Here is a 15,096-nt window from a genome sequence, read left to right on the forward strand (position 1 = left end):
GGTTCTCTCCTCAGTGTGGTTGGGTGCAGTTTACTTTTCGCGGCTGTAGAACGGCAGCGCAATGACGGTGTACGGGAAGTCCTTGCCGCGGATGTCGACGATGACGGTCGACCCTTCGGTGGCGGATCCACCCTCGGACGCGGCCTCGGTGGTGACGTAGCCCATGGCGACCGGGTGGCCGAGCGTCGGCGACAGCGCGCCGGAGGTCACCTCGCCGATCCGGTTGCCGTCGGCGTCCCGGATCTCGTAGCCGCCACGCGCGGCACGCTTGCCCTCACCGGCCAGGCCGATGCGGATCTGCGTCGTGCCCTGCTCCTTGGCGGCGATGATGGCCTCGCGGCCGACGAACTTGTCCTTGGACTTCGTCGCGGCGAGGATGCCGAGGCCGGCGTCCACCGGGGTCAGGTCCAGCGACAGCTCGTTGCCGTAGAGCGGCATGCCGGCCTCCAGGCGCAGCGTGTCGCGGGCGGCGAGGCCGCACGGGAGGACGCCGTACTGCTCGCCGGCGGCGAGCGCGGCGGCCCAGATCTTCGCGGGTGCTTCAGAGGGGACGCCGGTGGCGTCGTTGTCGACGAAGATCTCGAAGCCGTCCTCGCCGGTGTAGCCGGTGCGGGCGATGATCGCAGGGACGCCGGCGACGGTGCCCTGGAAGGCGGCGTAGTAGCCGAGCCCGGCGACCGCGGCGTCCACGGAGTTGTCGTCGCTGTGCGCACCGGAGGCCTCGGGGGCGTCGGTGACCTCGTCGACGATCTGCAGCATCACGTCGGCGGCCTTCGGGCCCTGCACGGCGATGAGCGAGATATCGGCGGTCTGGTCGACGAGGGTGACGTTGAAGTCCCCGACCCGCTCGGTGAGCGCGGCGAAGACCGCCGGGGCGTTCCCGGCGTTGGGGACGACCAGGTACTCCTCGGGGGCGAGCACGTAGGTGATGAGGTCGTCGATGATGCCGCCGTCCTCACGGCAGATCATCGAGTATTTCGCCTTGCCGACCTTCACCGCGGAGATGCGGGAGATCAGGGCGTGGTCGAGGAACGCGGCGGCGTCCGGACCGGTGACCCGGACCTCGCCCATGTGGGAGAGGTCGAAGAGGCCGACGGCCTCGCGCACGGCACGGTGCTCCTCGAGCTCCTTGCCGTACTTCAGGGGCATGTCCCAGCCACCGAAGTCGGTGAACTTCGCACCGAGTTCGGCGTGGACGGGATGGAGTGCGGTCTCGTTACTCATTGTTCTCCTCGATGTCGAAGGCCTCCAGCGGCGGGCAGGAGCAGACCAGGTTGCGGTCACCGTAGGCGTCGTCGATGCGGCGGGTCGCCGGGAAGTACTTGTCGCGGCGCAGCGTGTCGACCGGGAAAGCGGCCTTGGTGCGGGAGAAGTGGCCACCGGAGACGGCATCCTCGAAATCGTCGCGGACGACGGACTCCACGGTGAACGGCGCGTGGCGCAGGACCGAGTTCTCCACGGCGACGTCACCGGCGATGATCTCGTCGATCTCGGCGCGGATGGTCTTCATCGCGGTGATGAAGCGGTCCAGCTCGCCCTTGTCCTCGGACTCGGTCGGCTCGACCATGAGCGTCCCGGTGACCGGGAAGGCCAGGGTCGGGGCGTGGAAACCGAAGTCCATGAGCCGCTTGGAGACGTCCGCGGCGGTCACGCCGGACTGCTTGGTGAGCTCCCGCAGGTCCAGGATGCACTCGTGGCCGACGAGACCGTTCTCGCCGGTGTAGAGCGTGGGGACGGTGTCCGCGAGCTGTGCGGAGATGTAGTTCGCGTTGACCAGCGCCATGCGGGACGCCTCGGTCAGGCCCTCATCGCCCATCATCGCGATGTAGGTCCAGGAGATCGGCAGGACGCCGGCGGAACCGTAGGTCGCCGCGGAGACCGGGCGTCCTTCCTGGACGTCGGGGGCGACCGTCGGGTCGTTCCACGGGTCGGTCGGCAGGAACGGGATGAGGTGCTCGGCGACACACACCGGACCGACACCCGGGCCACCGCCACCGTGGGGGATGGTGAAGGTCTTGTGCAGGTTGAGGTGGCTGACGTCGCCGCCGAAGACACCCGGCTGTGCCAGACCGACCAGGGCGTTGAGGTTGGCGCCGTCGATGTAGACCTGGCCGCCGGCGGCGTGGACCTTCTCGCAGACCGCACCGACATGCTCCTCGAAGACACCGTGGGTCGAGGGGTAGGTGATCATGATGCCGGCGATCTGGTCGCCGTACTTCATGATTTTCGCGTCGAGGTCGGCGAGGTCGATGGAGCCGTCCTCGGCGTTCTTCACACCGACGACCTTCAGGCCGGCCAGTGCGGCGGAGGCGGCGTTGGTGCCGTGGGCGGACGCGGGGATGAGCACCAGGGTGCGCTGGTCGTCGCCGTTGGCGAGGTGGTAGCGGCGGATCGCCAGAAGACCGGCGAACTCGCCCTGCGAGCCGGCGTTCGGCTGGACGGAGACCGCGGCGTAGCCGGTGATCTTCGCGAGCCGCTCCTCCAGGTTCTCGATGAGCTCGAGCCAGCCGGTGGCCTGCTCGGAGGGGACCAGCGGGTGGATGCCGGCAAACTCCGGCCAGGTGATCGGCTCCATGGAGATCGCGGCGTTGAGCTTCATGGTGCAGGAGCCCAGCGGGATCATCGTGCGGTCCAGGGCCAGGTCCCGGTCGGCCAGGCGACGCATGTAGCGCATCATCTGGGTCTCGGAGGAGACGGAGTGGAAGACCGGGTGGGTGAGGATCTCATCGGTGCGCAGGATGCTGTCCTCACCACCGAGCGGGCCGTTCTCCGGCCCGAAGGCGGAGGTGTCGACCGTGGTGTGGGCACCGGCGATGACGCGGACCAGGGCGGCGATGTCCTCGTCGGTGGTGGACTCGCCGACGGAGACGCCGACGTGGGTCTCGTCGACGAGGCGCAGGTTGAAGCCCTCGTCGCAGGCGGCGGCGACGATCGAGGCAGCATCGGTGACCTCGACGGTGACGGTGTCGAAGAAGAGGTCGGACGCCAGGGTCAGGCCCTCACCGGTGAGGCCCACGGCCAGGGCGACGGCACGGCCGTGGACCTCGGAGGCGATGGCGCGCAGGCCGGCAGGGCCGTGCCAGACGGCGTAGAAGCTGGCGACGACGGCAAGCAGTGCCTGGGCGGTGCAGATGTTCGAGGTCGCCTTGTCGCGGCGGATGTGCTGCTCACGGGTCTGCAGGGCGAGGCGGTAGGCCGGGGTGCCGTCGGCGTCGACGGAGACACCGACGATGCGGCCCGGCATCTTGCGCTGGTACTCGGCACGGCAGGCCAGGAAGGCGGCGTGCGGGCCACCGAAGAACAGCGGGACACCGAAGCGCTGGGCGGAACCCACGGCGATATCGGCACCGGCCTCGCCCGGGGACTGGACGAGGACCTGGGCCAGCAGGTCGGCGGCGACGGTGACCAGACCGCCACGGTCGTGGACGGCGGCGATGACCTCAGGGAGATCGGCGCGGAGCTCACCGGTGGTGGCCGGGTTGGAGATCACGGCGCCGACGATCTCGCCGTCGAAGGCGGCCACGGAGGCGGCGTCCACGGTGGTGATGACCACGGGGATGTCGGCGGCGGCGGCGCGGGCGAGGGTGATGTTGAGGCTGGAATCGTGCAGCGCCTCGTCCAGCAGGACGACGCCGCCCTTCTTCGCGGCCTTCGCGTTCTGGCGGGCCATCATCTGGGTGGCCTCGGCGACGGCGGTGGCCTCATCGAGGAGGGACGCACCGGCGATCGGCAGGCCGGTGAGGTCCTCGACCATGGTCTGGAAGTTCAGCAGGGCCTCGAGACGCCCCTGGGAGATCTCCGGCTGGTACGGGGTGTAGGCGGTGTACCAGGCGGGGTTCTCGACGATATTGCGGCGGATGACCGCCGGGGTGACCGTGTCGTAGTAGCCGGCGCCGATGAGCTGCTTCTTCAGCGTGTTCTTGTCGGCGAAGCCCTTGAGGGTCGCCAGGGCGTCCTGCTCGTTGAGGGCGGGGGCGAGTCCGATCGGGGTGGTCTGGGCGATGGACGCCGGGACCGCGGCGGCGGCGAGGGCTGCGGTGCTCTCGTAGCCGAGGGTGTCGAGGATGGCCTGGGTGTCGGTGGCGTTCGGGCCGATGTGCCGACGGAAATGGGGGGCTGCCATGTCTTCTTCTTCCTGCGCAGGGCTGAACCCCGACGCACGGAGGGTGCTGTGGATGGTAGTCCTCCCCACTCTGTCGATGGTGCCTGAGAGCTTCAGCATGACCACGCTGGTGTGCTTTCTAGGGTGCCTTTCTCCTTCGGCGGCGGGTCACGGACGACGGTGACCTGCTCTTTCCAGAGTTGCCTCACCATGGCGGTACGGGTGCCTGAGAGTGTCTGACGGGGAGGTGTTTGCTCCTACGGCGGCCGGTTGGCGCCAGGATTCCCTGACGCCAGAGCCTGCCTCTCCCACCACGGTTGCGAGCGGCGCATGAAGTTGTGGATCGTGCTTGAGTTCGTGCGGGGTCAGTATAGCCGGTGCGGTGACGTGGAACACGCTGAACGGTGCCGCCGCCCCCGGGCGGTAACACGGACGATTGTCAGCGCTTCTGAAGCCAAGCGAGAAATCGTACGCACCTTCACACGATCGGACCCGTAAAACACCAGGTCACGGAATCTCGTCCCGACTGAAAAACGTACGATCCTCAGCAGATGTGCTGCGACCTCCGGAATCGTACGTCTTCCCCTGTCACGGTGGCTGACTGTCAGCCCCCGACCGACACCCTGCGCAGCTGGTACGACGCACTCGAGATCGTCCTGGTGATCTGGCTGGTCACCGGACCGGTCTGGCAGCTCTTCAGCCGACCGGCGGCAGAACACAGCACACCCCGGTAACAATGTAAGCATGACGAAACGACACCTCCGTAACCCCTTCTCCCGCTTGAGTACCCCGGAGCTGCCCACGGTCGGCCCCGGAGACACCGCCCTCGTCACCGGAGCCACCTCGGGCATCGGTCAGGCCACCGCCACAGCTCTGGTGAACGCCGGCTTCCGCGTCATCGGCACCTCGCGCGATCCGGGGTCCCTCAACTCCGTGGCGAACACCCCGGAGGGCGTCACCCTCGTGCCCCTCGACCTCTCCGACCCCGCGAGCATCGACCGGCTCCCGGGTGAACTGGAGAAGGTCAGGGCAGGCACCGTCTCCGTCCTGGTCAACAATGCCGGTGAGTCGCAGAACGGCCCGCTCGAGGAACTCCCCCACGACGCGATGACCCGGCTGTTCCAGATCAACGTCATCGGCCAGGTCGAGGTCACCCAGAAGATCCTGCCCGCCATGCGTGACCAGGGCCGCGGCCGGATCGTCTTCGTCGGTTCGATGCTGGGAAGCTTCCCGCTGGCGCACCGCGGTTCCTACGGTGCGTCGAAAGCCGCGGTGAAGGCCTTCGGATTCTCCGCCCGCCGGGAACTCCGCCCCTTCGGAATCGGGGTCTCCGTCATGGAACCCGGTGCGATCGACACCGGCATCTCACAGCGCCGGACCATCTACGTCGACAGGAACGGCCCCTACGCCGACGAATTCGCCACGATGCTGAAGAACCTCAACGCCAACGAGGCCGAGGGCATCTCCGCCGGGATTGTCGCCGACGAGATCATGGAAGCGGTCACCGACCCCCGGCCGAAGCCGCTGTACGCCGTCGGATCAAGCGCCGGCGTCGCTTTTCCGGCGTCCCGCCTGCTCCCGCGGGACGCCATGCACGGGATCATCGCGAAGCGGCACGGCATCTGACTCCGGCTCACCGTCCGGACGGCTCCCGTCGAAGCGACGGGAGTACAGCAGGTCACGCCAGGGAGATGAGGACACGGCCAGCAGTGCCGCCGCCATGCCGCCGGTGAACATGGACGCCCCGCTGATGACCGCCAACCACAACGGGCTTCCCCCGCCCGGCCCCTGCACGACCATGGCGGCCAGTCCACCGATGACGCCGACCCAGCTGAAGGCGATGAACATCCGGTTGACGGGATGGTGCCGCGGGCCGAAGTACGCGCGCTCGGTGCCCACCACACCGACCATGAACAGGAGCAGCTCGATGATGAAGAAGCCGTAGAACACGGCCGAGACATAGTCGGCGTCGAGGCGCTCGGCGACCCTGGTCATCGCGATGAGCATGAGGAAGGCCGCTGCAGTGGAGGTGAATCGGCGCAGCATGCACCTAGTGTGCCATGTCTACAACTCGAAAAGAACGTCCCCCGGTTCGCAGGGCTCACCCGGTAGGAGGCCCGTGGTCACGGCGTCCTGCTGCATGGCGATGACCGGCACCGACGGGTCGAAGCCGAGGCGTCCGAGCTGACGGGGTGCGTAAGTGGTGATCCGCTCCCCCACGGTCACCTGCTGTCCTTCGCTGGCATGCGGTGAGAAGCAGGTCCCGTCGAGCATGTCGGTGTCGATGCCGAGCTGGGTGTACACCGCGGTGCCGTCCTCGGTGACGATGAGGAAGAAGTGCGGCATGAGGCGCCGCAGCTCCCCGCTCACCGGGGCGACCACGGTGACGTGTTCCACGTCGTAGTCCGGGATCACGGCCACGCCCGCACCGAACGCCCCGGAGGCGAACCGGGGATCCGGGACAGACTCCAGTGGGGCCACGGTGCCGGGCATCGGGGTGACGACCTGGAGTACGGGGCCGTCAGGGACGACTGCGGGGGTGTCTGCATCGTCGTCTGCAACGGAGGTGGCGAAGGGTTCCATGGGGGACAGCATATGGTCTCCCCGATCACTTCACCTGACAAACGCTCGGATTAACGGGTTTCACACGCCGAGCGCGACCGGCAGGTGCCGGTTGCCGGCCCACTGGGACCAGCCGCCGACGAAGTGGCGCGCCCCGGACAGCCCGGCGTGCTCCATGAGAGCCAGGAAGAGTGCCGAATCCACTCCGGATCCTGAGTAGACGGCGACCTTCGACGGATCGACACCGTCCGGTCCACCGATCCCACGGCGTGCCAGCCGCTCTGCCACGATCTCCGGATCAGCGACACCACCGGTCTCCAGGAGCAGCTCGACCGGGAAGTTCACCGCACCCGGGACGTGCCCGGCGCGACGGTCGTGGGGTTCGCGGCGTCCGATGAACCGGCCCTCGCCACGGACGTCGACGAGCAGGTTGCCGGCCGCCACCCAGTCATCGAGCTCCTCGAGCTCGATGGTCGGCATGCCACCGGAGGAGATTTCGAAGGTGCCGTGTCCCCGCAGACAGCCGATACCACCGGCGACGTCACCACCGGCCGCCTCCCACGCGGGAGTGCCTCCGGAGATGATCTTCACGTCCTCGACCCCCGCCCAGCGGAGCACCCACCAGGCACGGGCGGCCCAGAACATCCGGCCGGTGTCGTAGATCCGTACCGGTACGCCCGGGGAGATCCCCCAGTCAGTGACGTAGTGCTGGAGCATCGCCGGGTTCGGCAGTGGGTTGCGGCCGGTCTCCGGGGAGGGCGTGCCGGCGAGCATGCGCAACGGGTCACACCAGAAGGCACCGGGGATGTGCTGCGAGACGTAGGCGTCCCAGGAGGCGTTGTCCTGCGGCGCCCAGTGGGAGTCGAGGATGATCATCCGGTCGCCGCGGGTGGTGGCGGCGAGAAGGTCGTCCGCCGAGAAGAAGGGGCTCATGCCCGCCATCTTAGGAGGACGGGGAAAGTTCTGCCGACCGGCTCGGACACTCTGGCGCCATGGACTTCGTCGATCCGTCAGTCAGGACGGTCTACTCGGTACTGGACCTGACCGGTGTGGTGCTCTACGGGATGATCGGTGCGACGATCGCCCGTGCCCGCAACTTCGACTTCGTCGGCATCATCTTCCTGGCGATCATCACCGCCCTTGGCGGCGGCATGGTCCGCGACGTACTCATCGACAACGGTCCCCCGGCGGCGCTGCAGGACATGCGCTGTTTCGGGCTCGCCCTGATCGGTGCGGCGCTGGCGACGGCCATCCACATGAACTCACGGTGGTGGGAGCTCTTCCGGGTCCACGGGGACGCCGTGGTGCTCGGCGTCTGGGCCGCGACCGGTTCCTCGAAGGCACTGGCCAACGGGCTTCCGTGGTCCTCCGCCCTGTTCCTCGGGGTGCTCACGGTCGTCGGTGGCGGCATGATCCGGGACGTGATGACCGGCTCGGTACCCGAGATCTTCGGCGGGGCGACGCTCTACGCCACCCCGGCGGCGCTGACCGCCGCACTGATGGTGGGGATCTGGTCGTTCAACGAGTCCGGGGTGTCCGGGGACGTTCCGGTGCTGTTCATCGGCATGATCGTCGCCCCGGTGCTCGGCGCCGGGATGATGATCCTGTCGTACTGGCGGGGCTGGAAACTGCCCGGCACCCAGGACCTGTCCTGGGCCGCACAACGCAAGCTGCAGCGTCCGATGACGCTCGCCCGGGACATGGCACGACGCCGCGGGCGGATGCGCCGGAAGAAGTGACCCGGCGTCGGCGTCACAGCCAGTCGCGCTCGCGGGCGATCCGCCACGCCTCGAAGCGGGTGGACGCCCCGGTCTTCCCCATCGCCGCGGACAGGTAGTTGCGTGTCGTCCCGGACGCCAGGTGCACCTGAGCGGCGATCTGCTCGACCGACCCGCCGCGTCCCGCCGCCTCGAGAACCTCCGCCTCCCGCTCGGTCAGCGGGGACTCCCCGGCACCGATCGCCGCGGCCGCGAGATCCGGGTCGAGGTAGCGACGTCCGGCGTGGACGGTACGCACCCCGGCCGCGAACTCCGCCGCGGTGGAGGTCTTGCGGATGAACCCGGGCACTCCGGCGGCAAGCGCCTGCCTGAGCTGACGGGGACGCCCCTGGCTGGTGACGATGAGCACCGCGGCGGTGGTACCGGTCGTCCTCTCCCCCAGCCGCCGTGCGGTCTCCACCCCGTCGATCCCGCCGAGCTGCAGGTCCATGACCACCACGTCGGCGGCGTGCCCGGCGTCCCACCAGTCCAGCAGTTCCTCGCCGGACCCGAGCGTGGCGAGGACGTCCAGGTCCTCCTCCAGCCCGAGCAGGGTGGACAGGGAACTGGCGACGAGCGCCTCATCGTCGACGACGACCACGGTGATCATCACGCCGCTCCTCTCAGGGTGACAGTGAAGAGGTTACCGTCACGTTCGGCCACCAGGGACGCCCCCGACGGCTCCGCGCGGCGCCGGATCCCGGCCAGCCCGGAGAGCCGCTCGATGTCACGCGCTACCCCGTCATTGGCGACGGTCACCGTGTCCGGGGTGAGGGTGAGCCGGACCCATGTGGCGTCCGCATGCTTGACCACATTGGTCGTCGCCTCCCGCACCAGCCAGGCGGCGGTCTCGCGCAGCGGTTCGGGCAGCGCTGTCGGATCCCCCTCGACCGTCAGGGTGATGCCCGCGGACTCCAGGAGCTGCCGGGAACCGGTGATCTCGGTGGAGAGGTTCACGGTGCGGTAGCCCTCGACCACGTCGTGCATCTCGGCGACCGACGCCTGCGCCAGCGACTGCAGTTCGGCGAGTTCGGCGTCCAACCGGTCGTCCCCGCGGGCGGCGAGCGCCCGGGCGAGTTCGGTTTTCACGGAGATCGCGGCGAGCCGCTGGCCGAGGGTGTCGTGGAGTTCCTGGGCGAAGCGGAGGCGCTCCTCACTGACCTGCAGGGCGCTCTCGGTGATCCGGGCACGGTCGAGCTGCTTGGCGATGTTCACGGTCCATGCCGAGAGCAGCGTCGTCATGAGGAAGAAGGGGATGAACAGGGACATCCACCACATCTCACCGATAACGACCGCGGTCACCACGGCGGCGACCACTGTGACGGGCCAGTGGTACGGCAGCCACGGCATCACCGCGAGCGGCATGATGAACAGCGACACCACGATGAGCGGCAGACCGCCGTCGGAGATCCCGTCGGATCCCGACAGCATCAGGAGAAGACCGACCACCCAGCAGGACGCCCCGAGGACCGTCGCCGTAGGCAGCAGCCAGGGCACCACGCGGCGCATCTCACGGCGTGGCGCGGTGGTGAACTCGGTGCGGAGTTCAAGGACTGCGACACCGGCGACGAGGAGGAGCAGGGACGCCACGATGTCGAGGGCCGTGAGCCACGCCGGCGGGTTCGCGTCGTTGTCGGTGAACGCGACGACAGCCACGATGTACAGGCCGAAGAACACGACCATCGCCTCGAGCGACAGCCGTGTGTAGACGGCGAGCTTGGCGCCACCGTCGAGGTCACGCCACATCCGGAAGGGGTTCACGGCACCCATTGTGTCAGTAACCCTCAGCTCCGGACGTCCCACTTCACGTACTTCGCGCCGGCCCACAGGCAGACGACCGCCCAGGCGGCGAGCATGACCATCATCGGCCAGGTCTCGGACAGGACACCGGTGAAGTCCAACGGGGCGGGGCCGTCCTCGGCGATGCGGTCGGTCATGGTGTTGCCGGCCCAGCCGTACTGGGAGAGGTCGAAGATCAGGGCGAAGGGGGTGCGTTCGATGATGCTGTTGACGCTGTCGGGGAACATCTGGCGGATGCTGCCCATCGAGGCGAACATGAGGATCATCACCGGAAGCGAGGTGATCTGGGCAGCCTCCGCGTTCTTCGTCATGCCGCTGGTCACCAGTGCCAGGCCGGTACAGACGGCGAGGCCGAGAAGGACGGCGACGATGATCGGGAGCACGTTCACCGGCCCCGGTGCGCCGAGAGCGACGAGGGCAACGGCCATGACGACGGTGAACAGGACGGTGAGGACTGCGCCGGGGAAGGAGAAGGCACCGAGGATCTCGGCGTCACGGGCCTCGCCGGTACGCAACCGCTTCATCACCCCTTCGTCGCGACGGGTCGTGGCCATCGACAGCACGATGTAGAACTGCACGAACATCAGGGCGAAGACCAGGAAGTACTCCAGGGCCATGGCTGCGGCGTCCGTGGTGCTGGCGTCGTCGGTCGCCCTGGTGACGAAGAACATCACCAGGCCGAAGCCGAGCGGGAAGACCGCGGCGTTGATGAGCAGCGTGCGGTTGCGGGCGAACTGGAGTGTCTCGGCGCGGGCGAGTGAGGTGGTCCGGGTTGCGGTGGTCATGACGGGTGGTCCTTTCTAGTCGGTCTGGGCGTCCGCACCGGCGATGCGGTGGAAGACGCGCTCGAGGCTGGCGGGGCGGGCGGTGAAGTGGTCGAAGGCGATGCCCCGGCCGGCGGCCCAGTCGAGGAGCCGGTGCGTGTCCTCCTGCAACCGGGTGGTCTGGATGTGCAGCCGGTTGCCGTCGCGGCTGACGAGGGCCCCGGGAAACTCGGGGAACTCGGGAAGGCTCTTCACTCCGTTGCCGGGCAGGGTCGCGGTGATCTCCGCACCTTCGGCCGCGACGAGGTCGTCGAGGCTGCCTTCGACGGCGATGCGTCCGGCGTGCATGATCGCGATGCGGTCGGCGAGCCGTTCCGCTTCCTCGAGATAGTGCGTGGTGAGGACCATGGTGACGCCGCGGGCCTTGAGCCCGGCGAGCAGTTCCCAGGTCCGGGCGCGGGACTCGGGGTCCAGTCCTGTGGTGGGTTCGTCGAGGAAGATGACACGGGGGTCGTTGAGCAGGGCGCAGGCGAGGTCGAGGCGTCGCTGCTCGCCGCCGGAGAGGGAGCCGACGCGGGTGGTGAGCCGGTGGGTCAGGTCGACCTCGGCGAGGACCTCGTCGGTGGGACGCGGGGTGGAGCAGGTGCCGGCCCACATGCGCATGGTCTCGGCGACGGTGAGTTCCTTGGGCAGTCCGCCGTTCTGCAGCATGATGCCGAGGTCGGGGCGGACGAGGTCGCGGTCGGTCTGCGGATCGTGGCCGAAGATGGCGACGCTGCCGTCGGTCGCAGCGGCGAGCCCCTCGATAACTTCGAGGGAGGAGGTCTTTCCTGCGCCGTTGGTACCGAGGAGGCCGTAGACCTCGCCGCGGTGCACGTCGAAGCTGATGCCGTCGACGGCGGTGTAGGCGTCCTTCTTCTTACCGGCGGGGCGGTAGGTGCGGGTCAGGTCCCGGACCCGGATGACGGGATCGGTGGCAGTTGCTGTGCTCATGACTCCGATCGTGCCGGGGACGCGTCGACGCTGGTAGAGGCGTTTGTCACCGGTTGTCGCGCATCTGTCACGGGGTTTGTGTGACAGGTGTCATGTCAGAACGGGGCCATGGACTCCTTCCCCTCGGACGCCGGGCAGCGGCGCCCCTCCACAGGAAAAGTCCTCACCATCTGAGGTGCGCCGGGAAACCCGGCGCGTACTTCAGATGGTGAGGACTTCAGGGTGCACCGTCAGGACGGACGGCGTCAGGCCTCGTGGGCGACAGCCTCGATGACCAGGGAATCCACCCCGTCGGCGAGGTGCGGGTCAACATCGACCTGCACCGTGTCCCCGTCGTGGACCTCACCGGCGAGCAGCTTCTTCGCCAGTGCGTCCCCGATCGCCTTCTGGATCAGGCGACGCAGCGGGCGGGCACCGTAGGCCGGCTCGTAACCACGCTCGGCCAACCAGCTCTTCGCAGCCTCGGTGACCTGCAGGTCCAGGCGACGGGCGGCCAGCCGCTCGGCGAGCTGACGGACCTGGATCTCCACGATGGACTTCAGCTGTTCGGCGGACAGGGACTCGAAGATGACCACGTCGTCGAGACGGTTGATGAACTCCGGCTTGAAGGCGTGCTTCACCGCGTCCATCACCTCCTCATCCGTGCCACCGGCACCGAGGTTCGAGGTGAGGATCAGGATCGTGTTGCGGAAGTCCACGGTCCGGCCCTGGCCGTCGGTCAGGCGTCCTTCGTCGAGGACCTGCAGCAGTACGTCGAAGACATCCGGGTGCGCCTTCTCGACCTCGTCGAACAGCACCACGGTGTACGGGCGGCGCCGCACGGCCTCGGTGAGCTGTCCACCGGCGTCGTAGCCGACGTATCCGGGGGGAGCACCGACGAGACGCGCCACAGAGTGCTTCTCGCCGTACTCGGACATGTCGATGCGGACCATGGCGTGGTCGTCGTCGAAGAGGAACTCCGCCAGCGACTTCGCCAGCTCGGTCTTACCGACACCGGTCGGCCCCAGGAAGAGGAAGGAACCGGTCGGCCGGTCCGGGTCGGCGACACCGGCCCGGGAACGACGCACCGCGTCGGAGACCGCGGTGACGGCGTCCTTCTGACCGACGACGCGGCCACCCAGCACCTGCTCCATGGCGAGCAGCTTCTCGGTCTCGCCCTGCAGCATCTTGCCGGCGGGGATGCCCGTCCAGGCGGCGACGACCTCGGCGATGGTGTCCGGGGTGACCTCCTCGGTGAGCATGCGCTCCTCCTCTGCCTTGGCTGCGGACGCCTCGGCTCCGGCGAGCTCCTTCTCCAGTTCCGGGATCCGGCCGTAGCGCAGCTCGGCGACACGGGCGTAGTCCCCGTCGCGCTCGGCGATCTCAGACTCGGTCTTCAGCGAATCCAGTTCCTCCTTGATGGAGCGGACCGCGTCGATGGAGCCCTTCTCGTTCTCCCAGCGCGCGGTGAGTCCGGAGAGCTTCTCACGCTCGTCCTCCAGCTCTGCGCGCAGCTTCTCGAGACGGTCCTTGGACGCGTCATCGGTCTCCTGGCTCAGCGCCATCTCCTCGATCTCGAGGCGACGGACGATGCGCTCGGCGTCGTCGATCTCCTCCGGGCGGGAGTCGATCTCCATGCGCAGCCGGGACCCGGCCTCATCGACGAGGTCGATGGCCTTGTCCGGCAGGAAACGGCTGGTGATGTAGCGGTCGGACAGGGTTGCGGCGGCGACCAGGGCGGAGTCCTGGATCCGGACGCCGTGGTGGACCTCGTAGCGCTCCTTGAGACCACGGAGGATACCGACGGTGTCCTCCACCGTCGGCTCACCGACGTAGACCTGTTGGAAACGACGCTCCAGGGCGGCGTCCTTCTCGATGTACTTGCGGTACTCGTCCAGCGTGGTCGCACCGACCAGGCGCAGCTCACCACGGGCGAGCAGCGGCTTGATCATGTTGCCGGCGTCCATCGCGGAATCACCGGTGGCACCGGCGCCGACGATGGTGTGCAGCTCGTCGATGAAGGTGATGACCTCGCCCTCGGCCTCCTTGATCTCGTCGAGGACGGCCTTGAGGCGTTCCTCGAACTCACCGCGGTACTTCGCACCGGCGACCATGGAACCGAGGTCGAGGGAGATGAGCTTCTTGCCGCGCAGCGACTCGGGCACGTCGCCGGCGACGATGCGGCGGGCGAGGCCTTCGACGATGGCGGTCTTGCCGACGCCGGGCTCGCCGATGAGGACCGGGTTGTTCTTCGTGCGGCGGCTCAGCACCTGGACGACGCGACGGATCTCCTGGTCGCGGCCGATGACCGGGTCGATCTTGCCTTCGCGGGCGCGGGCGGTGAGGTCGGTGGAGTACTTCTCCAGGGCCTGGAACTGGCCTTCGGGCTCCTCGGTGGTGACCTTGCGGTTGCCACGGACGGACTCGAAGGCGCCGCGGACGGCCTCGAAGGTGCCGCCACGGTTCTGCAGCGCCTCGGCGGCGTCCCCGGAACCCTTGGCGATACCGGCGAGCAGTACCTCGGTGGAGACGTAGGTGTCGCCGAGTTCGGCGGCGAGTTCCTGGGCCGCGGTCAGGGCGTTGAGTGCGTCCCGGTTGAAGTTCGGGTTGGCCAGGCCGTCGCCGGCGGCGGTGGCGTAGCCGGCGACGAGGTCGCGGGCGTCGGCGAGGACGCCGTCAGCGTCCACACCGGCAGCCTGGAGGACCGGGCGGGCGATGGAATCCTCCTGCTCGAGGATCGCGACCAGCAGGTGGGCGGGCCGGATGTCCGGATTGCCCTTCGCCGAGGCAGACTGCAGTGCGGCCTGCATGGCCTCCTGGGTACGGGTGGTGGGGGTGAAACTGCTCATGTGACTCCCTTTCTGTCTCGACGGCGCTCGACTGTGCTCTGCTGCTTTAGTTTAGCGCGATACTGTCAACTCTGTGTTTCTGCCTGTTCCAACGCGACTTAAGTTGAGCCTGTTCCACTCAGGTAGGGATATTAATGTGATGTGCGACACTTCTGTGGACAACTCTGTTCCGATTCGCGGCAAGTTGTCCACAGGTTCAACGGTCGCATTGGACGGACCGGCAAAGCTGCGCCATCATCCCCAACAGCATTTCGGAAGCTTCGGCTGCAGGGCTGGAACTCAGCACGTCC

General features: G+C 68.1%; 13 protein-coding genes and 1 riboswitch. Of the genes, 3 read left to right on the forward strand and 10 right to left on the reverse strand.

The genetic code is table 11. The features are described from left to right. Positions 1-30: 30 nt before the first annotated feature. Together gcvT and gcvP are read right to left on the reverse strand one after the other, a co-directional pair. Positions 31-1,224: a glycine cleavage system aminomethyltransferase GcvT gene (gene gcvT / locus CVA01_RS03480; RefSeq protein ID WP_141328665.1), complete on the reverse strand. Its 1,194-nt coding sequence runs from the start codon at positions 1,222-1,224 to the stop codon at positions 31-33. Next, complete coding sequence (gene gcvP / locus CVA01_RS03485; protein ID WP_141328667.1) at positions 1,217-4,123, reverse strand: aminomethyl-transferring glycine dehydrogenase; 2,907 nt, start codon at positions 4,121-4,123, stop codon at positions 1,217-1,219. Before gcvP ends, gcvT begins: the two co-directional genes overlap by 8 nt. Before the next feature lie 60 nt (positions 4,124-4,183). Further along, positions 4,184-4,310, reverse strand: a riboswitch (glycine riboswitch). Between the two features lie 385 nt (positions 4,311-4,695). Between gcvP and CVA01_RS14850 the strand changes: the two genes are divergently transcribed. Together CVA01_RS14850 and CVA01_RS03490 are read left to right on the forward strand one after the other, a co-directional pair. Next, positions 4,696-4,836, forward strand: coding sequence for a hypothetical protein (locus tag CVA01_RS14850; protein WP_158307479.1), 141 nt, complete (start codon positions 4,696-4,698; stop codon positions 4,834-4,836). A 10-nt stretch (positions 4,837-4,846) separates the two neighbouring features. Further along, the gene (locus CVA01_RS03490; protein WP_081465713.1) at positions 4,847-5,728 is read left to right on the forward strand and encodes an SDR family oxidoreductase; all 882 of its coding nucleotides are present in this window, start codon (positions 4,847-4,849) and stop codon (positions 5,726-5,728) included. Here CVA01_RS03490 and CVA01_RS03495 read toward each other — a convergent pair. The 3 genes from CVA01_RS03495 to CVA01_RS03505 are packed head-to-tail and all read right to left on the reverse strand — an operon-like array spanning position 5,642 to position 7,597. Further along, entirely contained in the window at positions 5,642-6,148 is a 507-nt protein-coding gene (locus CVA01_RS03495; protein ID WP_014008927.1) for a hypothetical protein, read from the reverse strand. The two genes, CVA01_RS03490 and CVA01_RS03495, sit on opposite strands and share 87 nt — an antisense overlap. Before the next feature lie 18 nt (positions 6,149-6,166). Further along, a complete protein-coding gene (locus CVA01_RS03500) occupies positions 6,167-6,685 on the reverse strand; it encodes a PTS sugar transporter subunit IIA (RefSeq protein WP_244938122.1) in 519 nt (172 codons plus the stop codon). Between the two features lie 60 nt (positions 6,686-6,745). Beyond that, the gene (locus CVA01_RS03505; protein ID WP_307723353.1) at positions 6,746-7,597 is read right to left on the reverse strand and encodes a sulfurtransferase; all 852 of its coding nucleotides are present in this window, start codon (positions 7,595-7,597) and stop codon (positions 6,746-6,748) included. A 59-nt stretch (positions 7,598-7,656) separates the two neighbouring features. Here CVA01_RS03505 and CVA01_RS03510 point away from each other — a divergent pair, with 59 nt between their 5' ends. Next, entirely contained in the window at positions 7,657-8,403 is a 747-nt protein-coding gene (locus tag CVA01_RS03510) for a trimeric intracellular cation channel family protein (RefSeq protein ID WP_141328673.1), read from the forward strand. A gap of 13 nt (positions 8,404-8,416) precedes the next feature. On the opposite strand, the gene CVA01_RS03515 is transcribed toward CVA01_RS03510, so the two are convergent. The 5 genes from CVA01_RS03515 to clpB form a co-directional block, all read right to left on the reverse strand. Beyond that, complete coding sequence (locus tag CVA01_RS03515) at positions 8,417-9,031, reverse strand: response regulator transcription factor (protein ID WP_141328898.1); 615 nt, start codon at positions 9,029-9,031, stop codon at positions 8,417-8,419. Then, positions 9,031-10,191 (reverse strand): sensor histidine kinase, encoded by a 1,161-nt coding sequence (locus CVA01_RS03520; protein WP_141328675.1) that lies wholly within the window; start codon positions 10,189-10,191, stop codon positions 9,031-9,033. The genes CVA01_RS03515 and CVA01_RS03520 overlap by 1 nt, the downstream gene beginning before the upstream one ends. Positions 10,192-10,205: 14 nt before the next feature. Then, the gene (locus tag CVA01_RS03525) at positions 10,206-11,006 is read right to left on the reverse strand and encodes an ABC transporter permease (protein ID WP_141328677.1); all 801 of its coding nucleotides are present in this window, start codon (positions 11,004-11,006) and stop codon (positions 10,206-10,208) included. Between the two features lie 15 nt (positions 11,007-11,021). Further along, positions 11,022-11,978 (reverse strand): ABC transporter ATP-binding protein, encoded by a 957-nt coding sequence (locus CVA01_RS03530; RefSeq protein WP_141328679.1) that lies wholly within the window; start codon positions 11,976-11,978, stop codon positions 11,022-11,024. Between the two features lie 245 nt (positions 11,979-12,223). Next, positions 12,224-14,806, reverse strand: coding sequence for an ATP-dependent chaperone ClpB (gene clpB, locus CVA01_RS03535; RefSeq protein WP_141328681.1), 2,583 nt, complete (start codon positions 14,804-14,806; stop codon positions 12,224-12,226). Positions 14,807-15,096: the final 290 nt, after the last annotated feature.

Source organism: Corynebacterium variabile (genome assembly GCF_006539825.1).
Lineage (GTDB): Bacteria > Actinomycetota > Actinomycetes > Mycobacteriales > Mycobacteriaceae > Corynebacterium > Corynebacterium variabile.